Source organism: Pseudomonas sp. DWP3-1-3b3 (assembly GCF_049896305.1).
In the GTDB taxonomy this organism is placed as follows: domain Bacteria; phylum Pseudomonadota; class Gammaproteobacteria; order Pseudomonadales; family Pseudomonadaceae; genus Aquipseudomonas; species Aquipseudomonas azotoformans_A.
In genome coordinates, this window is sequence record NZ_JAFCUA010000005.1 from 124,693 (window position 1) to 146,402 (window position 21,710).

General features: G+C 61.5%; 20 protein-coding genes. 13 read left to right on the forward strand and 7 right to left on the reverse strand.

Features of this window, described 5'->3' with window-relative positions; all coding sequences use genetic code 11:
- The first annotated feature begins 45 nt into the window (after positions 1-45).
- From ACP7BX_RS16900 to ACP7BX_RS16915, 4 genes are read left to right on the forward strand one after another with little or no spacing between them, the layout of a single operon-like run.
- Positions 46-1,797: a type I secretion system permease/ATPase gene (locus ACP7BX_RS16900; protein WP_426131133.1), complete on the forward strand. Its 1,752-nt coding sequence runs from the start codon at positions 46-48 to the stop codon at positions 1,795-1,797.
- Complete coding sequence (locus ACP7BX_RS16905) at positions 1,794-3,107, forward strand: HlyD family type I secretion periplasmic adaptor subunit (RefSeq protein WP_426131131.1); 1,314 nt, start codon at positions 1,794-1,796, stop codon at positions 3,105-3,107. Before ACP7BX_RS16900 ends, ACP7BX_RS16905 begins: the two co-directional genes overlap by 4 nt.
- 2 nt (positions 3,108-3,109) lie before the next feature.
- On the forward strand, positions 3,110-4,438 hold the full coding sequence (locus ACP7BX_RS16910) for a TolC family outer membrane protein (RefSeq protein WP_177078478.1): 1,329 nt from the start codon (positions 3,110-3,112) through the stop codon (positions 4,436-4,438).
- A gap of 35 nt (positions 4,439-4,473) precedes the next feature.
- The gene (locus ACP7BX_RS16915; protein WP_426131129.1) at positions 4,474-5,886 is read left to right on the forward strand and encodes a polyurethane esterase; all 1,413 of its coding nucleotides are present in this window, start codon (positions 4,474-4,476) and stop codon (positions 5,884-5,886) included.
- 40 nt (positions 5,887-5,926) lie between these two features.
- On the opposite strand, the gene ACP7BX_RS16920 is transcribed toward ACP7BX_RS16915, so the two are convergent.
- On the reverse strand, positions 5,927-6,151 hold the full coding sequence (locus tag ACP7BX_RS16920; RefSeq protein WP_033902158.1) for a YgdI/YgdR family lipoprotein: 225 nt from the start codon (positions 6,149-6,151) through the stop codon (positions 5,927-5,929).
- A gap of 186 nt (positions 6,152-6,337) precedes the next feature.
- Here ACP7BX_RS16920 and ACP7BX_RS16925 point away from each other — a divergent pair, with 186 nt between their 5' ends.
- The 3 genes from ACP7BX_RS16925 (at position 6,338) to ACP7BX_RS16935 (ending at position 11,249) form a co-directional block, all read left to right on the forward strand.
- Positions 6,338-7,984 (forward strand): VRR-NUC domain-containing protein, encoded by a 1,647-nt coding sequence (locus ACP7BX_RS16925; RefSeq protein WP_426131128.1) that lies wholly within the window; start codon positions 6,338-6,340, stop codon positions 7,982-7,984.
- Positions 7,981-10,236, forward strand: a complete 2,256-nt coding sequence (locus ACP7BX_RS16930) for an ATP-dependent DNA helicase (RefSeq protein ID WP_426131127.1) — start codon at positions 7,981-7,983, stop codon at positions 10,234-10,236. Before ACP7BX_RS16925 ends, ACP7BX_RS16930 begins: the two co-directional genes overlap by 4 nt.
- 80 nt (positions 10,237-10,316) lie before the next feature.
- Positions 10,317-11,249, forward strand: coding sequence for an alpha/beta fold hydrolase (locus tag ACP7BX_RS16935; RefSeq protein ID WP_426131126.1), 933 nt, complete (start codon positions 10,317-10,319; stop codon positions 11,247-11,249).
- On the opposite strand, the gene ACP7BX_RS16940 is transcribed toward ACP7BX_RS16935, so the two are convergent.
- Entirely contained in the window at positions 11,212-12,678 is a 1,467-nt protein-coding gene (locus ACP7BX_RS16940; protein ID WP_426131125.1) for an ATP-binding protein, read from the reverse strand. The two genes, ACP7BX_RS16935 and ACP7BX_RS16940, sit on opposite strands and share 38 nt — an antisense overlap.
- Positions 12,675-13,385, reverse strand: a complete 711-nt coding sequence (locus ACP7BX_RS16945) for a response regulator transcription factor (protein WP_033902163.1) — start codon at positions 13,383-13,385, stop codon at positions 12,675-12,677. The genes ACP7BX_RS16940 and ACP7BX_RS16945 overlap by 4 nt, the downstream gene beginning before the upstream one ends.
- A gap of 141 nt (positions 13,386-13,526) precedes the next feature.
- On the opposite strand from ACP7BX_RS16945, the gene msrB reads away from it, so the two are divergent.
- Genes msrB through msrA form a run of 3 tightly spaced genes read left to right on the forward strand, consistent with a single transcriptional unit; the run spans position 13,527 to position 16,489 of the window.
- Complete coding sequence (gene msrB, locus ACP7BX_RS16950) at positions 13,527-14,027, forward strand: peptide-methionine (R)-S-oxide reductase MsrB (RefSeq protein ID WP_314530064.1); 501 nt, start codon at positions 13,527-13,529, stop codon at positions 14,025-14,027.
- Between the two features lie 32 nt (positions 14,028-14,059).
- Positions 14,060-15,778: a cytochrome c biogenesis protein DipZ gene (locus tag ACP7BX_RS16955; protein WP_426131124.1), complete on the forward strand. Its 1,719-nt coding sequence runs from the start codon at positions 14,060-14,062 to the stop codon at positions 15,776-15,778.
- Positions 15,779-15,793: 15 nt separating this feature from the next.
- Positions 15,794-16,489 carry a peptide-methionine (S)-S-oxide reductase MsrA gene (gene msrA, locus ACP7BX_RS16960; protein WP_426131123.1) on the forward strand — a complete coding sequence of 232 codons (696 nt, stop codon included), beginning with the start codon at positions 15,794-15,796 and terminating at the stop codon, positions 16,487-16,489.
- On the opposite strand, the gene ACP7BX_RS16965 is transcribed toward msrA, so the two are convergent.
- The 3 genes from ACP7BX_RS16965 to ACP7BX_RS16975 form a co-directional block, all read right to left on the reverse strand.
- Positions 16,490-16,918: a nuclear transport factor 2 family protein gene (locus tag ACP7BX_RS16965; RefSeq protein ID WP_426131121.1), complete on the reverse strand. Its 429-nt coding sequence runs from the start codon at positions 16,916-16,918 to the stop codon at positions 16,490-16,492. It lies immediately after the preceding gene.
- A gap of 108 nt (positions 16,919-17,026) precedes the next feature.
- Positions 17,027-17,977: an alpha-E domain-containing protein gene (locus tag ACP7BX_RS16970; RefSeq protein WP_016975680.1), complete on the reverse strand. Its 951-nt coding sequence runs from the start codon at positions 17,975-17,977 to the stop codon at positions 17,027-17,029.
- 2 nt (positions 17,978-17,979) lie between these two features.
- Positions 17,980-19,389 (reverse strand): circularly permuted type 2 ATP-grasp protein, encoded by a 1,410-nt coding sequence (locus tag ACP7BX_RS16975; protein WP_028616117.1) that lies wholly within the window; start codon positions 19,387-19,389, stop codon positions 17,980-17,982.
- A gap of 458 nt (positions 19,390-19,847) precedes the next feature.
- On the opposite strand from ACP7BX_RS16975, the gene ACP7BX_RS16980 reads away from it, so the two are divergent.
- From ACP7BX_RS16980 to ACP7BX_RS16990, 3 genes are all read left to right on the forward strand, one after another.
- Complete coding sequence (locus ACP7BX_RS16980; protein ID WP_033902169.1) at positions 19,848-20,393, forward strand: hypothetical protein; 546 nt, start codon at positions 19,848-19,850, stop codon at positions 20,391-20,393.
- A gap of 69 nt (positions 20,394-20,462) precedes the next feature.
- Positions 20,463-20,624 carry a hypothetical protein gene (locus ACP7BX_RS16985; RefSeq protein WP_010210501.1) on the forward strand — a complete coding sequence of 54 codons (162 nt, stop codon included), beginning with the start codon at positions 20,463-20,465 and terminating at the stop codon, positions 20,622-20,624.
- A gap of 11 nt (positions 20,625-20,635) precedes the next feature.
- Entirely contained in the window at positions 20,636-20,770 is a 135-nt protein-coding gene (locus ACP7BX_RS16990; RefSeq protein ID WP_256348987.1) for a hypothetical protein, read from the forward strand.
- 3 nt (positions 20,771-20,773) lie between these two features.
- On the opposite strand, the gene ACP7BX_RS16995 is transcribed toward ACP7BX_RS16990, so the two are convergent.
- Positions 20,774-21,694 carry a LysR family transcriptional regulator gene (locus ACP7BX_RS16995; RefSeq protein WP_426129107.1) on the reverse strand — a complete coding sequence of 307 codons (921 nt, stop codon included), beginning with the start codon at positions 21,692-21,694 and terminating at the stop codon, positions 20,774-20,776.
- Positions 21,695-21,710: the final 16 nt, after the last annotated feature.

Below are 21,710 nucleotides of genomic sequence, written 5' to 3' on the forward strand. Positions count from 1 at the left end.
GGGGAAACTATTGCGCGAAATTTGTTTCAGGGAAGATCAGAAGCCATGGCGAAGTCCCATGCCGTCGCGCCGTTATTCAAGGCGTTGGGTGAGTACAAACGTATCTTGATCAGTGTGGGCTGTTTCACCGCATTGATTAACCTGCTGATGCTGGTGCCATCGATTTACATGCTGCAAGTGTATGACCGCGTGCTGTCCTCCCAGAATGAAACCACCCTGGTGATGTTGACGCTGATGGTCGTCGGCTTCTTTGCGTTTATTGGCACGCTTGAGGTGATCCGCAGTTTTATTGTGATCCGTATCGGCAGCCAGTTGGAGCGGCGTTTCAACCTGCGCGTGTACAAAGCCGCGTTTGAACGCAACCTGCAACGCGGGCAGGGGCATGCTGGGCAATCGTTGGGCGATTTGACTCATATCCGCCAATTCATCACGGGGCCTGCGTTGTTCGCGTTTTTCGACGCGCCGTGGTTTCCCATCTACCTGTTTGTGATTTTCCTGTTCAACGTGTGGCTCGGCGTATTGGCCACTGCGGGCGCGGTGCTGTTGATCGGCCTCGCCTGCCTGAACGAATACCTGACCAAAAAACCATTGGGCGAGGCCAGTGGTTATTCCCAGCAATCCACGCAACTGGCCACCAGCCACTTGCATAACGCCGAGACCATCCAGGCCATGGGCATGCTCGGTGCGCTGCGCCAGCGCTGGTTTGCGGTGCATTCGAAGTTTCTCGGTTTACAAAACAAGGCGAGTGACACCGGCTCGGTGGTGACGTCTTTAAGCAAATCCCTGCGCCTGTGCCTGCAATCGTTGGTGCTGGGCCTGGGGGCGTTGCTGGTGATCAAGGGCGATATGACCGCCGGGATGATGATCGCCGGTTCCATCCTGATGGGCCGGGTGCTCAGCCCCATCGACCAGTTGATTGCGGTGTGGAAGCAATGGAGTTCGGCGAAGCTGGCGTACCAGCGGCTGGATGATTTGTTGCGTGAATTTCCTCCGGAAGTCGAGCAGATGAAGCTGCCGGCGCCCAAGGGCCAGGTCAGCTTTGAACAGGTCAGTGCAGGCCCGCCGGGGCGGCGGGTGGCGACCTTGCATCAAGTCAGCTTCAACCTCGGCGCGGGTGAAGTGCTCGGCGTTCTGGGGGCGTCAGGCTCCGGCAAGTCCACCCTGGCCCGTGTGCTGGTGGGCGTGTGGCCGACGCTGGCCGGGACGGTGCGCCTGGATGGCGCGGATATTCACCGCTGGGATCGCGATGACCTCGGCCCCCACATTGGCTATCTGCCCCAGGACATCGAACTGTTCAGCGGCAGCATCGCCGACAACATCGCGCGTTTTCGCCAGGCTGATCCCGAACTTGTCGTACATGCCGCGCAGCAGGCTGGCGTGCATGAGCTGATCCTGCGCTTGCCCCAGGGCTACGACACGCTGTTGGGTGACAACGGCGGCGGCCTGTCCGGCGGCCAGAAACAACGGGTGGCGTTGGCCCGCGCCCTGTATGGCGGGCCGCGATTGATCGTGCTGGATGAGCCCAATTCCAACCTCGACACTGTCGGCGAAGCCGCGTTGGCCAGCGCCATCGTGCAGATGAAAGCCCAGGGCAGCAGTGTGGTGCTGGTCACCCATCGCTCGTCGGCGCTGGCCCAGGCCGACAAATTGCTGGTGCTCAGCGAAGGGCATTTGCAGGCATTCGGGCCGAGCCAGGAAGTGCTGCGGGCGTTGTCCGGCCAGCAGGAGCCGCCCAAGGAGAAACCGGGCGTGAGTTTCAGTCGTCAGTACCAGGCCGGAAGGAATCCAGGCGCATGAGCAGCCTCACTGTTGAACCACGCTTCAAAGAACACGACGCCAATTTCTTCGCCCGCATGGGCTGGCTGCTGACGGTGGTCGGTGCCGGTGGCTTCTTCCTGTGGGCCAGCCTGGCGCCCTTGGACCAGGGCATTCCGGTGCAGGGCACGGTGGTGGTGTCGGGCAAGCGCAAGGCGGTGCAAACCCTCAGCCCCGGCGTGGTCAGCCGAATCCTGGTGAAGGAGGGCGAGCTTGTGAAACAAGGCCAGCCGCTGTTTCGTCTCGACCAGACCCAGCACCAGGCCGACGTGCAATCCCTGCAAGCCCAGTACCGCATGGCCTGGGCCAGCGTGGCGCGCTGGCAGAGCGAGCGCGACAACCAGGCCAGCATCCGCTTTCCGGCTGAACTGAGTGCCAATCCCGACCCGGCCCTGGCGCTGGTGCTGGAAGGCCAGCGCCAATTGTTCAGCAGCCGTCGCGAAGCTTTTGCCCGTGAGCAGGCGGGTATCCGTGCCAATATCGACGGCGCCACCGCGCAGTTGGGCGGCATGCGCCGCGCCCGCAGCGACCTGACCGCCCAGGCCCAGTCCCTGCGTGATCAACTGAGCAACTTGCAACCCTTGGCCGACAACGGCTACATCCCGCGCAACCGGCTGATGGACTACCAGCGCCAGTTGTCCCAGGTGCAGCAGGACCTGGCGCAGAACACCGGTGAAAGCGGCCGGGTCGAGCAGGGCATTCTTGAATCGCGTCTGAAACTGCAACAGCACAGCGAGGAATACCAGAAGGAAGTGCGCAGCCAGTTGGCCGACGCGCAATTGCGCAGCCTGACCCTTGAACAGCAACTCACCTCCGCCGGGTTCGACCTGCAACACAGCGAAATCAACGCCCCGGCGGATGGCATCGCGGTCAATCTCAGCGTGCACACCGAAGGCGCCGTAGTGCGGGCGGGTGAAACCCTGCTGGAGATCGTGCCCCAGGACACGCGCCTGGAAGTGGAAGGGCGCTTGCCGGTGCATTTGGTCGACAAGGTCGGCACGCACTTGCCGGTCGATATCCTGTTCACCGCCTTCAACCAGAGCCGCACACCGCGTGTGCCGGGGGAGGTCAGCCTGATTTCCGCCGACCAGATGCTCGATGAAAAAACCGGCGCGGCCTACTACGTGCTGCGCACCACGGTCAGCGAAGCGGCGTTGGAAAAACTCCACGGTTTGGTGATCAAACCCGGCATGCCTGCCGAGATGTTCGTGCGCACCGGCGAGCGCTCGCTGCTCAATTACCTGTTCAAGCCGCTGCTCGACCGCGCCGGCTCCGCGTTGACCGAGGAATAGACATGAAGCACGTGTTTATCGCCTTGCTGTTGACCAGCGCCAGTGCCCAGGCCGCCATGGGCCCGTTCGATGTGTACGAACAGGCTTTGCGCAACGATCCGGTGTTCCTCGGAGCGATCAAGGAGCGCGACGCCGGCCTGGAAAACCGCGCCATCGGCCGCGCCGGGCTGTTGCCGAAGCTCTCGTACAACTACAACAAGGGCCGCAACAATTCCCAGGCCACCCTGCCGGACGGGCGCGGCGGCAATTACCACGATGACCGCAACTACAACAGCTACGGCTCCACCTTCAGCCTGCAACAGCCGCTGTTCGACTACGAGGCCTACGCCAACTACCGCAAAGGCGTGGCCCAGGCGCTGTTTGCCGATGAAAGCTTTCGCGACAAGAGCCAGGCGCTGCTGGTGCGCGTGCTGACCTATTACACCCAGGCCTTGTTTGCCCAGGACCAGATCGACATCGCCCGCGCGAAGAAGAAGGCGTTCGAGCAGCAGTTCCAGCAGAACCAGCATTTGTTCCAACAAGGCGAGGGCACTCGCACCGACATTCTGGAAGCTGAATCACGCTATGAGCTGGCAACTGCCGAAGAGATCCAGGCCCTGGATGAACAGGACGCCTCCTTGCGGGAACTGGGCGCACTGATCGGCGTGCAAAGCGTCAACATCCACGACCTGGCCCCGCTGAACCAGGGCTTTGCCGCCTTCACCCTGACGCCGGCCAACTACGACACCTGGCATGAACTGGCGATCAGCAATAACCCTACGCTCGCCTCCCAGCGCCAGGCCTTGGAAGTGGCGCGTTATGAAGTGGAACGCAACCGCGCCGGGCATCTGCCGAAAGTCACCGCGTACGCAAGCTCGCGCCAGCAGGAGTCCGACAGCGGCAACACCTACAACCAGCGCTATGACACCAACACCATCGGCGTCGAAGTCAGTCTGCCGCTGTATGCCGGTGGCGGTATCTCGGCGTCCACGCGCCAGGCCAGCCGCGCCATGGAACAGGCCGAGTACGAACTGGAGGGCAAGACCCGCGAAACCCTGATCGAACTGCGTCGGCAGTTCAGTGCCTGCCTGTCGGGGGTGAGCAAGCTGCGTGCGTATCAGAAGGCCTTGGTGTCGGCCGAAGCGCTGGTGGTGTCGACCCAGCAAAGCATCCTGGGGGGGGAGCGGGTCAACCTGGATGCGCTGAACGCCGAGCAGCAGCTCTACAGCACGCGGCGCGACCTGGCCCAGGCGCGGTACGACTACCTGATGGCCTGGACCAAATTGCATTACTACGCCGGCAACCTGCGCGATACCGACCTGGCCAAGGTCGATGAGGCGTTTGGGCGTTGATTTTGGGTGTTCACAACAATAAGAGAGGCACTGACATGGGTATCTTTGACTATAAAAACCTCGGCACCGAGGGTTCCAAGGCGTTGTTCGCCGATGCGATGGCGATCACGTTGTATTCCTATCACAACCTGGATAACGGCTTTGCCGTGGGTTACCAGCACAATGGCCTGGGGCTGGGCTTGCCGGCCACGTTGGTCGGCGCGTTGCTGGGCAGTACGGATTCCCAGGGCGTGATCCCTGGTATTCCCTGGAACCCGGATTCGGAAAAAGCCGCGCTGGACGCGGTGCAAAAGGCCGGTTGGACACCCATCAGCGCCAGTACCCTGGGCTACGGCGGCAAGGTCGATGCGCGAGGGACGTTCTTCGGTGAGAAAGCCGGCTACACCACGGCCCAGGTCGAGGTGTTGGGCAAGTACGATGACGCCGGAAAACTGCTGGAAATCGGCATCGGCTTTCGCGGCACCTCAGGGCCTCGGGAAACCTTGATCAGCGATTCCATCGGCGATCTGGTCAGTGACCTGCTGGCCGCACTGGGCCCCAAGGATTACGCGAAAAATTATGCCAGGGAGGCCTTTGGCGGTTTGCTCAAGAACGTCGCTGACTATGCCAGCGCCCACGGTTTGAGCGGCAAGGACGTGGTGGTCAGCGGCCACAGCCTGGGCGGGCTGGCCGTCAACAGCATGGCCGACCTGAGTAACAGCAAATGGGCCGGCTTCTACAAGGACGCCAACTATGTGGCCTATGCGTCGCCAACCCAGAGTGCCGGCGACAAGGTGCTGAATATCGGCTATGAAAACGACCCGGTGTTCCGTGCGCTGGATGGCTCGTCCTTCAACCTGTCTTCCCTGGGCGTGCATGACAAGCCCCATGAGTCGACCACCGACAATATCGTCAGCTTCAACGACCACTACGCCTCGACGTTGTGGAATGTGCTGCCATTTTCCATTGTCAACTTGCCGACCTGGATCTCGCACTTGCCCACCGGTTATGGCGATGGCCTGACGCGGGTGCTTGAGTCAGGCTTCTACGAGCAGATGACCCGTGATTCCACGGTGATTGTCGCCAACCTGTCGGACCCGGCGCGGGCCAATACTTGGGTGCAGGATCTCAACCGCAATGCCGAACCGCACAAAGGCAATACCTTCATCATTGGCAGCGACGGCAATGACCTGATCCAGGGCGGCAAGGGCGCGGACTTTATCGAGGGCGGCAAGGGCAATGACACGATCCGCGATAACAGCGGGCACAACACCTTTCTGTTCAGCGGGCATTTCGGCCAGGACCGGGTGATTGGCTATCAATCGACGGACACGCTGGTGTTCAAGGATGTGCAGGGCAGTGTGGATTACCGTGAGCACGGTGGGGATACGGTGATCAGTTTTGGTGGGGATTCGGTGACACTGGTGGGGGTTAGCGGATGGTCGGGGGAGGGTGTTGTCATCGTCTGACAGACACATGTGGGGGCCAGGCCCCCACATGATTGCTCAATCAGTCTTCCTTGCGCACGGTGGCCACATCGTCGGCCTTGACCCGTACACGCTTGCCGGCGATATCAGTGAATTCGTAGAAACCGTCGGCGGTCTTGGTTTTCGGGGTGTCCTTCGTCAAATACTGTGTGCCGTTTTGCAGCGTCACTACGGTCTGCGTCGCGCAACCGGCCAATACCAGAAAAGTGAGTGCAACCAGTGGCAGACCCAAATTCTTCATGTTCATAACCCTTACCTTTAACCTTGAAAAGTCCCACGCCAGAGGCGCGGGCAACAAATGTTACGCCATCGGCTCACCCATCTGATCACTTTTATGTGAAAAGTTGCAGGCGCCATTTATCTATTAGCCATTGCAACCTGGCCTTGGCGACGGCACTCTGTATGCATAACCAGTATTTGAACGCTGCACGCCATGGCCAACCCCCTCGAAGACCCGCTCTATTACCTGCATAACTTCCGCCAGGTCCTGCATTGGCTGGGGCAACGCTATGCGGACCTGCTGGATGCGGACGAACAGCATTTCATTCAGCAATTTGACAGGTTGCCGCAGCCCTCCCAGGCGCTTTTAGTACGCATGGTGATGCGCAAGGGTGTGCATTTTCGCGCGGGCAAGCTCAATTACCTGGAGATCGGCTGCACCCACGCCGCTGCCGCGCCATTGCTTGCCTTGGGCTGGGTCGACAATCAATCCCTGCTGGCCTTTGAAGCGCTGTTCGGCTTGCTGCAAAAAGGCGAGATACTCGGTGTGTTCAAGCCCTGGATCGACCAGCCCAAGGGCAAGAAGTCCGATTGGTTGGAAGGGCTGGCGACGCAATTCACCGACAGCCGCAGTTTCGCCAGCTGGTGTCCGGACCTTGCCGACACCTTGTACAGCCTTACCGTCATGGAATTGTGTGATCGCCTGCGCCTGATGTTCTTCGGCAACCTGCATCAGGACTGGTCGGAATTCGTGCTGGCCGACCTGGGCATCTACACCTACGAAAAAGTCGAATTCTGCGCAGAATCCCGTGGGCTGCGCAGCCGTGACGATGTGCACGGCTTTCTGTTCCTGCACCAATGCCAGCAGGCCTTTGAAACCGGTGAAGCGTTGGAGGCGGTCCTTGCCAGGATCGCAACCCTGAGTACCGACAACCCCTGGCTGGAAAAACGCCGGGCCAAGTTGTTGTTCCAGGTCGGTCAATATTGCGAGCGCATTGCCGAGTTGGCGTTGGCGGAACAGATTTACCGCGCCTGTACCTATCCTGGTGCCCGCTCACGATTGATTCGCGTGCTGGAGCGCCAGGAGGACTACGGCCAAGCCATGGTCCTGGCAACTGCCGCCCAACAGGCCCCGGAAAGCGCCGCCGAGCAGCAACACTTATTGCGTGTCGTGCCACGCCTGCGCCGCAAACTGGGTGAGCCTGCGTTGCCCAAAACGAAGCCACGTCCGGTCACCCGACTGGACCTGGCCCTTGCACTGCCCGAGCCGCTGATGTCGGTGGAATACTGCGTGCAGGCCCACCTCAGCGAGCCCGATGGGCCAGTGCACTACGTTGAAAACGGGCTGATCAATTCACTGTTCGGCCTGCTGTGCTGGGACGTGATCTTTACGCCGCTGCCGGGCTCATTTTTCCACCCGTTCCAACGCGGGCCAGCGGACCTGCACAGCGAAGACTTCCACCAGCGCCGTGCACCGCTGTTCGCCGCGTGTTTCGAGCAATTGCAGGACGAACGCTACAAAGCCACCATTCGCCAGCGTTACCGCGACAAGTGGGGGATCCAGTCACCGTTCGTGTTCTGGAACCTGCTCAGCGAAGAGCTGCTGGAACAGGCCCTGGCCTGCCTGCCCGCCGAACACCTGCGCTACTGGTTTGAACGGCTGCTGCTGGACATCCGTGCCAACCGCACCGGTATGCCCGACCTGATCCAGTTCTGGCCGGCGCAAAAAACCTACCGCATGATCGAGGTCAAGGGGCCTGGCGATCGCTTGCAGGACAACCAGTTGCGCTGGCTGGAATTCTGCGGCGAATACCAGATGCCGGTGACGGTCTGTTATGTGCGTTGGGCAGAGTCCGCTTGAGCTACAACGTTGCCGTGCGTGCGCTGTGTGAGTTCACGGCCAAGGTCGGTGACCTGGACCTGCGCTTTACACCGTCACCCAGTGCCCAGGAAGGCATTGTCGGCCACCGCACCGTCGCCTCGCGGCGCAGCGCGCACTACCAGAATGAAGTGGCGCTTGAGGGCGAGTACCAGCAGCTCAAGGTACGTGGCAGGGCAGACGGCTACGACCCGGACGCGAACCGTCTGGAAGAAGTGAAGACCTATCGCGGCGACCTCGACGCCCAGCCGGCCAACCATCGGCAATTGCACTGGGCCCAAGTCAAAGTGTATGGCTGGCTGATGTGCCAGAAGCTCAACCTCGCGGAAATCGACCTGGCGCTGGTGTACTTCGACATCGTCGGCGAAGGCGAGACAGTGCTCAACCAACGCTTTCAAGCCGCCGAGCTGGAACCCTTCTTCAACCAGCAATGCGCGCTGTTCCTCGGTTGGGCCGAGCAGGAAATGGCACACCGCGAAGCGCGCAACAGCGCCGCGCAAACCCTGGCGTTTCCCCATGCTGGTTTCCGTCCTGGCCAGCGTTCGCTTGCCGAATCGGTGTTCAAGGCGGTCAGCACCGGCCGTTGCCTGATGGCCCAGGCACCGACCGGTATCGGCAAGACCATCGGTACGATTTTCCCCTTGATCAAGGCCCTGGCGCCCCAGCAACTGGACAAGCTGTTCTTCCTCACCGCCAAGACGCCCGGCCGCAAACTGGCCCTGGATGCCGCCCAGGTGCTGCATGCCAGCAGCCCGGAGCTGCCACTGCGTGTGCTGGAGCTGGTGGCGCGGGACAAAGCCTGCGAACACCTGGACAAGGCCTGTCATGGCGATTCCTGCCCTTTGGCCAAGGGTTTCTACGACCGTTTGCCCGCCGCACGCATCGCCGCCGCCAAGGTGCGCCTGCTCGATCAGCGCAGCCTGCGCGGGGTCGCCCTGGCCCATGACGTCTGCCCCTATTACCTGAGCCAGGAAATGGCGCGCTGGGCCGACCTGGTGGTCGCCGACTACAACTATTACTTCGATTTTGGCGCCATGCTGTTCGGCCTGGCCCAGCTCAACCAGTGGCGCGCAGCCGTGCTGGTGGACGAGGCGCACAACCTGGTCGAGCGGGCCCGCTCGATGTACAGCGCCAGCCTCGACCAGTACCACCTCAAGACCCTGCGCGACACAGCCCCCGAGCCCTTGAAGAAGCCCTTGCAGCGCCTCAACCGTGAGTGGAACGCGCTGCATAAAGACCAATTCGCGCCGTACCAGGCGTACAGCGTCCGCCCCGAGAAACTGCTGCAGGCCCTGAGCCTGTGCGCGAGCGCCATGGGCGAATACTTCAACGATCACCCCGAATCCCTAAGCGGCGACCTGCAAAATTTCTATTTCGAGGTGCTGCAATTCGGCAAGGTCGCCGAGCTGTTCAACGAACATTTCATTTTCGACATCAGCAAGCGCCAGCTCGGCGGCAAGCGCAGCAGCTCGACCCTGTGCCTGCGCAACGTGGTGCCTGCCGAGTTCATCCGCCCACGGTTGACGGCGGCCCGCAGCAGCGTGTTGTTTTCCGCGACCCTGAGCCCCCGTCATTACTACGCGGATTTGCTGGGCCTGCCCGCTGATACGGCGTGGATCGATGTGGAGTCGCCGTTCAAGGCCGAGCAGTTGCAGGTGCATATCGTCGATGCAATCTCCACGCGCTTCGTGCATCGCGGGGCCTCGCTGGAGCCGATCGTTGCGTTGATCGCTCGCCAGTACCTGCAACAGCCGGGCAACTACCTGGCGTTTTTCTCGAGTTTTGATTATCTGCAGCAGGTGGCGCAGTTACTGGCCGAGCGGCATCCGGAAATCGCGCTGTGGCAACAGTCACGCGGCATGGCCGAGGGCGAGCGCCAAGCCTTTCTGGACCAATTCGCCGAGCACAGCCAGGGCATCGGGTTTGCCGTGCTGGGCGGCGCGTTCGGCGAGGGCATCGACTTGCCCGGAACCCGTTTGATCGGCGCATTCATTGCCACCCTTGGCCTGCCCCAGTTGAACCCGGTCAACGAACAGATGAAGTTGCGCATGGGTGCGATCTTCGGTGCGGGCTACGACTACACCTACCTGTACCCCGGCATCCAGAAAGTCGTGCAGGCGGCGGGCCGGGTGATCCGCAGTCAGCAGGACCAGGGCGTGGTGATGTTGATCGATGACCGATTTGGCGAGGCACGGGTACGTCAATTGCTGCCGCGCTGGTGGGCGGTGGCTTGAGTCATTCCTGTCGTCAATGATGCTGGCGGCTTGAGCTGCCAGGGTCCACGCTGGGGAAAACCTTCAAATAGGTCATGCCCATGCGCCAGCACCTCATCAGCGTCAACGGTATTGAGTTAAGCGTTCATATTGCGGGCCCAGAACAGGGGACGCCGATCTGGTTGCTTCACGGTTTCCCTGAGTGCTGGCACTCCTGGCGCGAACAGATTCCCGCACTGGCAGCGGCGGGTTATCGCGTATTTGCGCCGCAAATGCGTGGTTATGGCCAGACAAGTTCGCCCAGTGAAGTTGCCGACTATGACCTGTTGACCCTATGCGGCGATATCCAACAAGCCATGGCCCATTTTGGCCATACGCAGGTGGTGATGGCTGGCCATGACTGGGGCGCTGTGGTGGCTTGGCACTTGGCGTTGCTTGAGCCTGAGCGTGTCACACACTTGATCACGATGTCAGTCCCGTTCGCTGGGCGCGCACGGCGGCCGGTGATCGAAATCATGCGCGAGCTGTATGCTGATCGCTTCAACTACATCCTGTATTTCCAGGCGCCGGGCGTTGCCGAGCAGGAGTTGAATGCTGATATCGAACGGACTTTGCGCCTGTTCATGCAGGACCAGGATGTGTTTCTGCAGCGCAAGCCAGCCAGCGCCACCTTGCTCGAAGGCGTGTCGGCGCCCGGTGCATTGCCGCATTGGTGTTCCCAGGCGGACTTGGACGTGTATGTGAACACCTTTGCCGAGCACGGTTTTCGTGGCCCGCTGAACTGGTATCGCAACTTTGAACGCAACTGGCAACGCACTGAAAGCCTGGCGGGGCAGCAGGTCCTGCAACCCACGTTGTTCCTGATCGGCGACCGCGACCCGGTCGGGGTCTTCGAGGCGCACACGCTCAAGCGCATGCCGGATTCAGTGCCGCAGCTTGAGCAGCACGTGTTGGCCAACTGTGGTCACTGGATCCAGAACGAACAAGCCCAAAAGGTCAACGCGCTGATGCTCGGGTTTCTAGGGAAAACGTAAAGGTTGCCCCTCGACCCGGTTGATCCACCAGGCGGATGCTGCGCCCATGCAGTTGCAGGATGCGGTGCACGATGCGCAGGCCCAGGCCACCGTCGCGCCGGGCACCGCCAATGGTAAACGCGCGCAGGAACAAGCCTTCGCGCAGCTCGGCGTCGATGCCTGGGCCGCTGTCGCTGACGGTGATGGCGACAGCATTGGGTTCCGGCGACAACGTCACCTCGATTTCGCCGTTCACCGGTGTATGACGCAGGGCGTTATCCAGCAGGTTGGTCAGCACTCGCTCGATCAGGCCCAGGTCCGCCAGCACCGTGGGCACTTGCGGCGGCAAGGTCGCGGTGAGCGTAATACCGCGTGCTTCGGCGGTCAGTTCAAATTTCTGGAAGATGTCCTGCACCAAATCAGGTAATGAAAACCCTTCGATCACCGGCTGGACAAAACCGTGTTCCAGACGCACCAGCTCCAGCAATGATTGGGCCAGACCGCCAACCTTGCGGCTCTGGTCCAGAGCAATGCCGAGGTAACGGCGGCGTTCTTCGGGGCTGAGGCTGGCATCCTTGAGCGACAGGGTTTCCAGGTAACCATGCAGCGAGGCCAACGGCGTACGCAGGTCGTGGGAGATATTCGCGACCATTTCGCGACGTTCCTGGTCCTGATGGGTGATGGCGCGCCATTGTTCGCCCAGGCGGTTTTCCATCTGCACGAAGGCGTGGTCGAGCACAGCGATTTCATCGCCGCTGGTCAGTTCCGGCGCAGCGGTTTCAGCCGCTTTCGGTGCGCCATTGATGTCGAACTGGCCGACTTTGTCGGTCAACTGGCGCAGCGGTCGGGTGATCCAGGCGAACGCAATCAGGCCGGCCAACAAGCAGAGCAGGGCGACCAGACCGATGGACCACAGCGCGATCTTCAACGCCATGCCGGTGGCATCCTTGGCGTCATACACGTCGTGGGCCTCGCCGAGCAGCACCACATACAGGAAACCGGTCTGCTGACCGCCTGCCATGAGGGGCGCCGCGCTGAACACCTTGCGCCCATCGAGGCTGCGCGGGTCATCGCCGAGGATCGGCAGCATGAACCCGGCCAGGAAACGTCGCACGGGTGCGAGGTCGACCCGATCACGCAGCAAGTGACCACTGGGCGCGGCGTTGCCGACCACGCGGCCGTCGATGTCGAGCAGGTACACCTCGACACTCGGGTTGACCAGCATCAACTGGCTGAACAGGTTGCGCACGGCGTCGGGCTTGAGGCCATCGGCGTCCATCAGTTGTGTATCGCGGGCAATGTGCGCCGCCAGGTCGCGGGACAGGCCTTGCACCACCTCCAACTCATGCATGCGGTTGGAGCGCACCTGCAACCAGGCCGAGGTGCCGCTGCAGATCAGCAGCAACACAGCGAACACCACCGACAGGCGCTGGGTCAGGGTCAGTTTCATGGTGGGCTCTCGGCAAATTTGTAGCCACGACCCCACACCGTGAGGATGCGCGCCGGGTTGGCCGGGTCGTCTTCGACCTTGGCGCGCAGGCGGTTGATATGGGTGTTCACCGTGTGTTCATAACCCTCATGGCTGTAGCCCCACACCGCATTGAGCAGGTCCATGCGTGAGAACACCTTGCCCGGCTGGCGGGCGAAGAAGTACAGCAGGTCGAATTCCCGAGGGGTGAGGTCCAGGCGCTGGCCTTGCAGGGTGGCGTCGCGGGTCAGCGGGTTGATGAACAGTTGGCCCAGATCGAGGCTGCCGGCGTCCATCTTCAGGTTACGCGCCATGGCGTCGACCCGGCGTAACAGCGCCTTTACGCGAGCAACCAGTTCCGGCATGGAAAAGGGTTTAGCGAGGTAGTCATCTGCGCCCAGCTCCAGGCCGAGGATGCGGTGCAGTTCGCTGGAGCGCGCGCTGGTGATGATGATCGGTGTGTAGCGCGTCATGGCACGGGCGCGGCGGCAGATCTCCAGGCCGTCGACGCCGGGCAGCATCAGGTCGAGGATCAGCGCGTCCCAGCCGCCTTGCTCCAGCAGGCGCAGGCCTTCGGTGCCGTCGGCGCTGTGCACCACCTGGAATTGTTCATCACGCAGGTGCAGGCAGATCAGGTCGGCGATATGGGCATCGTCCTCAACCACCAGGACACGTTTTGGCTGATCCATGTAAGAGAAACCTTCGCTTGTAGTCCGCGCATTGTGCGGGTTTTGCAACAGTGTAGTTATCACGAATTGTTTAACTCTGCGTGAGGATTCCGCGACCGGCCAGGGCTCAGGATGGTTTCAATGTTTATGGAGGAATGCCCCATGTACTCACGCCGACAATTACTCCTCGCCAGTGGCGGACTGGGTGTCGCCGTCCTGGCCGGTGGCCTGCTCAAACAGCTCGACCTGGTCACCGAAGCCGAAGCCGCCGAACCCTTCGAAGTCACTCACACCGACGCGCAATGGCGCAGCCTGCTCACTGCCGAACAGTACGAAATCCTGCGCGAGGAGGGCACCGAGCGTCCTTACACCAGCGTGCTGAACGACGAACACCGTGCGGGCACCTTCGCCTGCGCCGGTTGTGCGTTGCCGCTGTTTTCCTCAGCCACCAAATTCAACAGCCACACTGGCTGGCCGAGCTTCTGGCAGCCCCTGGACAACGCCGTTGCCAGTCGCAGGGATACGTCCTACGGCGTGGTGCGCAAGGAAATCCACTGCCGTCGCTGCGGCGGCCACCAAGGGCACGTGTTCGATGACGGTCCGCAACCCACCGGCCTGCGCTACTGCATGAATGGCGCCGCCATGACGTTCACGGCGGCTTAAGCCGATGTCTTTCTCTTATAAGGTTCCCTGCCATGTGGCTTCTGGTTCTCGCGTACCTGGGCGGCGTGCTGACAATCGTCAGCCCGTGCATCCTGCCTGTTCTGCCTTTTGTCTTCGCTCGCACCGGGCAGCCGTTTTTGCGCAGTGGCTTGCCGCTGTTAGCGGGGATGGCGGTGACATTCGCCCTGGTGGCAACGCTCGCGGCGGTGGGCGGCGGTTGGGTGGTGCAAGTCAATCAGTACGGTCGCTGGCTCGCGTTGCTGTGCGTTGCGCTGTTCGGCTTAACGCTATTGCTGCCGCAGCTGTCGGAACGTCTGACACGCCCGTTGGTGGCCGCCGGCAGTCGCTTGTCGGAAGCGGCCGGGGCCGACGCCAGGCCGCGTCCGGGTGCATCGTTCCTGATCGGCGTCGCCACCGGGTTGCTGTGGGCGCCGTGCGCCGGGCCGATCCTGGGGCTGGTGCTCACCGGCGCCGCCTTGCAGGGCGCCAGCATCGGCACTACCTTGCTCTTGCTGGCTTACGCCGCCGGGGCTGCCACCTCCCTCGCGCTGGCCTTGATGGTCGGCGGTAAAGTCTTTGGTTTAATGAAAAAGTCCCTGGGTGCCGGTGAATGGCTGCGCCGAGGCCTGGGTGCGCTGATGCTGGCCGGGGTGGCCGCCATTGCGCTGGGCCTGGACACCGGCGTGCTATCGCGGTTATCGACTGCCTCCACCGGCGGCCTGGAGCAACGCCTGGTAGACACCCTCAGCGCCAAGCCGGAACAAAAGGGCGGGGCGATGATGGCGGGGGGCGCAATGATGGCCGCCGCCAACCACAGCGACACACTGCCCATCGAAGGTGCGCTGCCGCCCCTGGACGGCGCCGTGCAATGGCTCAACAGCCCGCCCCTTCGCGCCGAAGCGCTCAAGGGCAAGGTGGTGCTGGTGGATTTCTGGACCTACTCCTGCATCAACTGCCTGCGCACCTTGCCCTATGTGAAAGCCTGGGCCGAGAAATACCGCGACCAGGGCCTGGTGGTGATTGGCGTGCACGCGCCGGAATTCGCCTTTGAACGCGACGTGAACAACGTGACCAAGGCCATGAAGGACCTGGGCATTACCTACCCGGTGGCCATCGACAACAACTACAAGGTCTGGCGCGCGTTCAACAACCAGTACTGGCCGGCCCATTACTTTGCCGATGCCAAGGGCCAGATCCGCTATCACCACTTTGGCGAGGGCGACTATGCGGAGTCGGAGCGGGTGATCCAACAGTTGCTGCGTGAAGCCGGTGCCCAGCACGTCGCTGGCGGCTTGATCGAAGCCGACGCCAAGGGCGTGCAGCAAGCGCCGGACATGAACGAAGTGCAATCGCCGGAAACCTACCTGGGCGCCCAGCGTGCCGAGAACTTCGTCAAATCCGGCCCCCTGGCCCTCAACAACTGGACCCTGGAAGGCCAATGGAACGTCGGCGGCCAGCAGGTCACCCTCGACCAGGCCGGCGGGCGCATCGTCTACCGCTTCCATGCCCGCGACCTGCATCTGGTACTGGGTCCTGGCGCCGATGGAAAACCGGTGCGCTTCAAAGTCACGATCGATGGCCAGGCCCCAGCCGACGCCCATGGCACCGACGTGGCCCCGGATGGTAGCGGCACCGTCACCGAACAACGCTTGTACCAGCTTGTGCGTCAGCCGGGCGCCGTGCAGGACCGCACCTTCACCATCGAATTCCTTGACCCCAACGTGTCGGCGTATGCCTTTACCTTTGGTTAACCCGGAGTGCCTGTCATGAATGTATTCAAATACCTGCCCGCACTGGCCTTCGCCGCCTTCGTCGGCCAAAGCTCTGCCTTCTCCTTCGGCGCCTCCGACGATGCCGTTGTCATCGCGCCGCCGGCCCTGGACCTGCCTGCAACCTCAGGCAACCTGCAAACCGCCGTGTTCGCCGGTGGCTGTTTCTGGGGCGTGCAGGGGGTATTCCAGCACGTGCAAGGGGTGAAAAACGCTGTATCCGGCTACGACGGTGGGGCGGCGAGTACCGCCCAATATGAAGCCGTCAGTGAAGGCGATACCGGCCACGCCGAGTCCGTGTCCGTCACCTACGACCCGAGTAAAGTCAGCTACGGCAAGCTGCTGCAGATCTACTTCTCGGTCGCCCACAACCCCACCGAACTCAACCGCCAGGGGCCGGACACCGGCACCCAATACCGATCTGCAATCTTCGCGCAGAACGCGGAGCAGCAAAAAGTCGCCCAGGCCTACATCGCTCAACTGGAAGAGGCCAACGCGTTCGGCAAACCCATCGTCACGAAAATCGAGATGGGCAAGGCGTTCTACCCGGCGGAGTCCTACCATCAGGACTTTCTCACCGAGAACCCGTCCTACCCCTACATTGTGATCAACGACCTGCCGAAAGTGGCGCAACTGAAAAAGCTGTTTCCGACGCAATACAGCGCCGAGCCGGTGCTGGTGAAAAACCAGTAATCAGCCTTTGGCCTTGGTCAGGTAAGGTGCCAGGCGCCGGCCCATTTCCTCACCCAGGGCTTGCAGCCCGCTCAACGGGCGGACCATCACTTCAAACTCGATGATCTGCCCGTGTTCGTTGAAGCGGATCAGGTCGATGCCCTTGAGCTGCTTGTCGCCCACGCGCGCGCTGAATTCCAGCACCACACTCAGGCCATCGCCGGTAGCGAGTTCACGGTGATAAGTAAAGTCTTCGAAGACGTTGATCACCGTATTGAGGATCATCGACACCACTGGCGCGCCAGGGTAGGGCGTATGAGCCATAGGTGAGCGGAAGACGGCGTCGGGCGCCAACAGTTCGGGCAGGGCCTTGAGGTCACGATTGGCCAACATGGCATGCCAGCGTTGCAGGGTGTGTGCCGCTGCAGTGTTGAGCGTGAGTTCGGACATGTTCTGTACCTGTTCTTATGGTGGGAAGGTATTTCACCTGCCCAACATAAGAGCGGTATCCAAACAGGGTCAATCACCCTAACTTACAGATAAGTGACCTAAGCGCACTTAGACCATCTCCAGGTACGAGCTGTGAATCGCCCGCGCCAACTCGCGCACGGTGTCGATAAAGTCCGTGAGACGGGCGTGCAATCCCTCCTCAAGAATCTCGTCGATCCCGGTATACCTCAGCCGCGCCTCGAACTCTGCCGCCAAACGCTGCGCCGTGCGCCCATAACTGCCGGGCAGGTCCGCCAGGATATGGCTCAGTTCTTCGATGCAGGCATGCAACGAACGCGGCACATCACTGCGCAACAGCAGCAACTCGGACACGGAGCGGGCATTCAATGCATTCGGGTACAGCTCGGTATACGCCTCGAACGACGACAACGCGCGGAGCAGGGCGCTCCACTGGTAATAACCGCGTGCCGACAAGTCGCTGACTTCTTCCGACTCCTCGCCAAACATCTCGTAGCGCGCATCCAGCAGGCGCAGGGTGTTGTCGGCGCGCTCGACAAAGGTGCCGAGGCGGATAAACCGATAGGCGTCATTGCGCATGATCGTCCCGGACGTCGCCCCCCGGAACAGGTGCGAGCGCTGCTTGACCCAATCACAGAAGTGACTGATGCCATGCCGGGCCAGGCCGCCGGCGGCGATGCTGCGCATTTCCAGCCAGGTGGCGTTGAGGTTTTCCCACATGTCGGCGGTGATGCGCCCGCGTACCGCGTGGGCATTGCCGCGTGCGGCGCGCAGGCAGTTGTAGATGCTCGCCGGGTTTTCTTCGTCGAGGGCGAAAAAGTGCAGCATGCGCTCGGCGTCCAGCTGTTTATGGCGCTCCAGGTAACTGTCCAGGGTGCCGCTGCTGAGCAAGGACATGGCCAGCTCATCCAGGCCGTCACTGCGCCCGGCCTGGGGCATCAACGACAGGGAATAACTGACTTCGAGCATGCGCGCCAGGTTCTCGGCGCGCTCCAGGTAACGGGACATCCAGTACAGATCTGCGGCGGTTCTACTCAACATACTCAGCCCTCCACCACCCAGGTGTCCTTGGTTCCGCCGCCTTGCGACGAGTTGACGATCAACGAGCCTTCCTTCAGCGCCACACGGGTGAGGCCACCGGGCACCAGGCGGGTTTCCTTGCCCGAGAGTACAAACGGCCGCAGGTCGATATGCCGTGGGGCAATGCCGTTTTCGACAAAGGTCGGGCAGGTGGAGAGGCTCAACGTCGGCTGGGCGATGTAGGCGTGGGGCCTGGCCTTGATGCGTTGGCGGAAATCCTCAATCTCGGCGGCGCTGGAGGCCGGGCCGACCAGCATGCCGTAACCGCCGGAGCCCTGGGTTTCCTTGACCACCAGTTCCGGCAGGTTGGCCAGCACGTGGGACAGTTCATCCGGCTTACGGCACTGGAAAGTCGGTACGTTCTGTAACACCGGTTCTTCGTCCAGGTAGAAACGGATCATTTCCGGCACATAGGGGTAGATCGATTTGTCGTCGGCCACGCCGGTGCCGATGGCATTGGCCAGCACCACATTGCCAGCGCAATAGGCGGCGACCAGGCCGGGCACGCCGAGCATCGACTCGGGGTTGAAGGCCTTGGGATCGAGAAAGGCGTCGTCGATACGCCGGTAAATCACATCCACCGGCTTGGGGCCGTCGGTGGTACGCATGAACACCTTGAGGTCCTGCACGAACAGGTCCGCACCTTCTACCAACTCAACGCCCATTTCACGGGCCAGAAACGCATGCTCGAAGAACGCGCTGTTGAAGCGACCGGGCGTCAGCACCACCACGTTGGGGTTGTCCAGGCGACTTGAGCTTTTCAGGGTCTTGAGCAGCAGGTTGGGGTAGTGGTCCACCGGTGCGATGCGCTGCTTGGCGAACACCTCGGGGAACAGGCGCATCATCATCTTGCGGTCTTCGAGCATATAGCTCACACCGCTGGGGGTGCGCAGGTTGTCTTCCAGCACGTAGTAGGTGCCGTCGCCATCGCGCACCAGGTCCACGCCGGAGATGTGCGAATAGATGTCGCGGTGCAGGTCCAGGCCGACCATGGCCTTCTGGTAACCCTCGTTGCCCAGCACCTGGTCTGCGGGAATGATCCCGGCCTTGATAATGCGCTGGTCGTGGTAGATGTCGGCGAGGAACATGTTCAGCGCGTTGACGCGCTGGATACAGCCGCGTTCGATCACGCTCCACTCACTGGCGGGGATGCTGCGCGGGATGATGTCGAAGGGGATCAGGCGCTCGGTGTCTTGCTCGTCGCCATACAAGGTGAAGGTGATTCCGGCGCGGTGGAACAGCAAATCGGCTTCACGGCGACGCTGGGCCAGCAGCTCCGGCGGCGTATTCGCCAGCCAGCGGGAGAAATCCTGGTAATGCGCACGGCACACGCCGTTTGCGTCATTCATTTCATCAAAGAAAGATCGAGCCATTCCAGTACCTTGTCAGTGCCGAGGGGAACAGGTGGCACTGCCGTTTCAAAAAACGCATTTTTTATGAGCCCGTGGCGGTGGGTGCCAATGGGCCTGGTCCTTACTTTCTTATGGGGTCGGCTCTGGGTCGGGGGGTAACCAATGCTCCTGTATCCGGGCAGATGAATGGATAAAGCAATGCTTGTGCCGGAAACCCCAAAATACCAATCCCTTTGTGGTGGGTAGGCTTCTGTCGTGAGCGAGCTTTTGTGGCGAGCGGGCTTGCCCCGCGTTGGAGTGCGCAGCGCTCCCGCTTTTCTTGGGGCCGCTGCGCAGCCCAACGCGGGGCAAGCCCGCTCGCCACAGAAGCCCATGCTCACCACAGTGCACGCCATGCTCCGACTTGGTGCATGAACAAACTTGAACTTCATCCGCCCGCGATTCTTCTAACAGCACACGAACCTGCATGGAGCACCGCCGTGCCCAGAATCATCTCACCCGAAACCCCGGAATCGAGCCTGCCCGATCACAGCGAACACAACGCCAAGATCTTCGGTTCGCCCAAGGACCGCCTGGACTTCTACCGGCGTGAAATCCAATACGAAACCACCATTCTCGCCAACCGTACGGACGCCTATCTCACTGCGCAGTCCTTCCTGGTGATCGCATTCGTCTCCGGCATGGGCAACCTCAACCCCGAGTGGGGCAAGCTGTTCACCGTGGTGGTGCCGATTTTCCTCGCGGCGCTGGGCATCCTCAGTTCCCTCAACGCCTGGCCTGGGATACGCGCGGCGTATGACATCATCGACCACTGGCACTTCAAGCAAAGCGAGTTGTTGCGCAGCGAGCCGGTGATGGGCATGGCGTACGACGAATCGCCGCTGTTTTCCGAAATGGAGTCGTCCCACAAGGGCTACCGCAAGTCGCTGCTGTTCTCCATGCGCGCGCCGTGGCTGTTCATGGTGTTCTGGGTGCTGCTCGCCGCTTATGCGTTTTACATCCAGGTCGACAACCCAGGGTCGTAAGCCGATGGAACTTCACCGCCCTGGACATGACCTTAACTCTACCCAGGCGATATTTTCCGAGAGGTAACCATGAGCACAGACAAACAGCCCGCCACCGGTGCGGATGCGCCCAAAGACCCGGTGCCGGCCAAAGACCCCAAGGCCAAGGAAAACGACTACAGTCCAGACTTCAAGCCCAAGCCTGAGCCCAAGCCTGAAACCGATGCCGATATCGACACCCAAGGCGGTTAGAGGAGACGGTCATGTCCAAAGAACTCGACGATGAACTCAACGACCCAGGTAACGAAGACCCGGGTTCACTGATGGACGATGCAGAAGTGCCGCTCAACGATCTGGATGACGCGGCGGATGTGGGCAATACCGAAAACCAGGACTGAGCGTCACTCGATCATCTGTGAGCCAATGGTTTTCATCCGGATCATATCCATCAACTGCCGCAACCCCGGCTGTGACTGGCGCCGGCTGGGGTAATACATGCACAGCGGCTCGCCCATGCAGGCCCAGTCAGGCATCACCTCCACCAGGCGGCCCTCGTTCAGCTCCTGCTCCACACGGTTGGACAGGCAGTAGGCAATCCCCACCCCTTGCAGCGCGGCGTTGACGATAGTCTCGGTATCGGCCGCGCTGAAGTGGCCGGGCACGTCGATGCGTTGTTGCCGTGTGCCGTTGCCCAATTCCCATTTGTAGGTGGTCTTGTCGCCCAGGTACATGCGGATGCAGGCATGCTCCAGCAAGTCCTTGGGGGCCTGGGGCGTGCCGCGTCGGGCGAGATAGGCGGGGGAGGCGACCATGATCCAGCGCAGCTCAGCCGTCAGCGGCACAGCGACCATGTCCTGAGGCACGGTGGCACCGTAGCGGATACCCGCGTCGTAACCTTCAGCGATGATATCGATCATCTGGTCCTGCACGATCAGGTCCAGGCGCAGTTGCGGGTACGCCGTGCAAAAGTCCCCAAGAATCGGTGCCAGCAGCAAGACCGCCGCGTCCCGTGGCACATTCAGGCGCAGGCGGCCGATCGGTGCCTCGCGGTACAACTCCAGGGTGTCTAGGCCGTCCTTGATGGTGGCAAACCCCTGGAGGAGTTTTTCCGCCAGCAGGGAGCCCGCATCGGTGGGTTCCACGGCGCGGCTGGTGCGATAGAGCAGCTTGACGCCCAGGCGGGTTTCCAGGTTGCGCATGGTGTGGCTCAACGCCGAGGTGGTCACCCCCAGTTCATGGGCGGCGTGGCGGAAGCTGCGGCGGCGGATGATCGCCATGAACACATTGAGATCAGCCAATTCGGAACGGTTGAAAGCAGCCATTTCAAGTCTCTTGAGC

Coding starts and splice junctions, on each gene's coding strand:
- ACP7BX_RS16920 (WP_033902158.1), bottom strand. CDS start 6,151: ATGAACATGAAGAATTTGGGTCTGCCACTGGTTGCACTCACTTTTCTG.
- ACP7BX_RS16955 (WP_426131124.1), top strand. CDS start 14,060: ATGTGGCTTCTGGTTCTCGCGTACCTGGGCGGCGTGCTGACAATCGTC.
- ACP7BX_RS16965 (WP_426131121.1), bottom strand. CDS start 16,918: ATGTCCGAACTCACGCTCAACACTGCAGCGGCACACACCCTGCAACGC.
- ACP7BX_RS16945 (WP_033902163.1), bottom strand. CDS start 13,385: ATGGATCAGCCAAAACGTGTCCTGGTGGTTGAGGACGATGCCCATATC.
- ACP7BX_RS16915 (WP_426131129.1), top strand. CDS start 4,474: ATGGGTATCTTTGACTATAAAAACCTCGGCACCGAGGGTTCCAAGGCG.
- ACP7BX_RS16925 (WP_426131128.1), top strand. CDS start 6,338: ATGGCCAACCCCCTCGAAGACCCGCTCTATTACCTGCATAACTTCCGC.
- ACP7BX_RS16970 (WP_016975680.1), bottom strand. CDS start 17,977: ATGTTGAGTAGAACCGCCGCAGATCTGTACTGGATGTCCCGTTACCTG.
- msrA (WP_426131123.1), top strand. CDS start 15,794: ATGAATGTATTCAAATACCTGCCCGCACTGGCCTTCGCCGCCTTCGTC.
- ACP7BX_RS16975 (WP_028616117.1), bottom strand. CDS start 19,389: ATGGCTCGATCTTTCTTTGATGAAATGAATGACGCAAACGGCGTGTGC.
- ACP7BX_RS16900 (WP_426131133.1), top strand. CDS start 46: ATGGCGAAGTCCCATGCCGTCGCGCCGTTATTCAAGGCGTTGGGTGAG.
- ACP7BX_RS16985 (WP_010210501.1), top strand. CDS start 20,463: ATGAGCACAGACAAACAGCCCGCCACCGGTGCGGATGCGCCCAAAGAC.
- ACP7BX_RS16910 (WP_177078478.1), top strand. CDS start 3,110: ATGAAGCACGTGTTTATCGCCTTGCTGTTGACCAGCGCCAGTGCCCAG.
- ACP7BX_RS16940 (WP_426131125.1), bottom strand. CDS start 12,678: ATGAAACTGACCCTGACCCAGCGCCTGTCGGTGGTGTTCGCTGTGTTG.
- ACP7BX_RS16935 (WP_426131126.1), top strand. CDS start 10,317: ATGCGCCAGCACCTCATCAGCGTCAACGGTATTGAGTTAAGCGTTCAT.
- ACP7BX_RS16995 (WP_426129107.1), bottom strand. CDS start 21,694: ATGGCTGCTTTCAACCGTTCCGAATTGGCTGATCTCAATGTGTTCATG.
- ACP7BX_RS16905 (WP_426131131.1), top strand. CDS start 1,794: ATGAGCAGCCTCACTGTTGAACCACGCTTCAAAGAACACGACGCCAAT.
- ACP7BX_RS16990 (WP_256348987.1), top strand. CDS start 20,636: ATGTCCAAAGAACTCGACGATGAACTCAACGACCCAGGTAACGAAGAC.
- msrB (WP_314530064.1), top strand. CDS start 13,527: ATGTACTCACGCCGACAATTACTCCTCGCCAGTGGCGGACTGGGTGTC.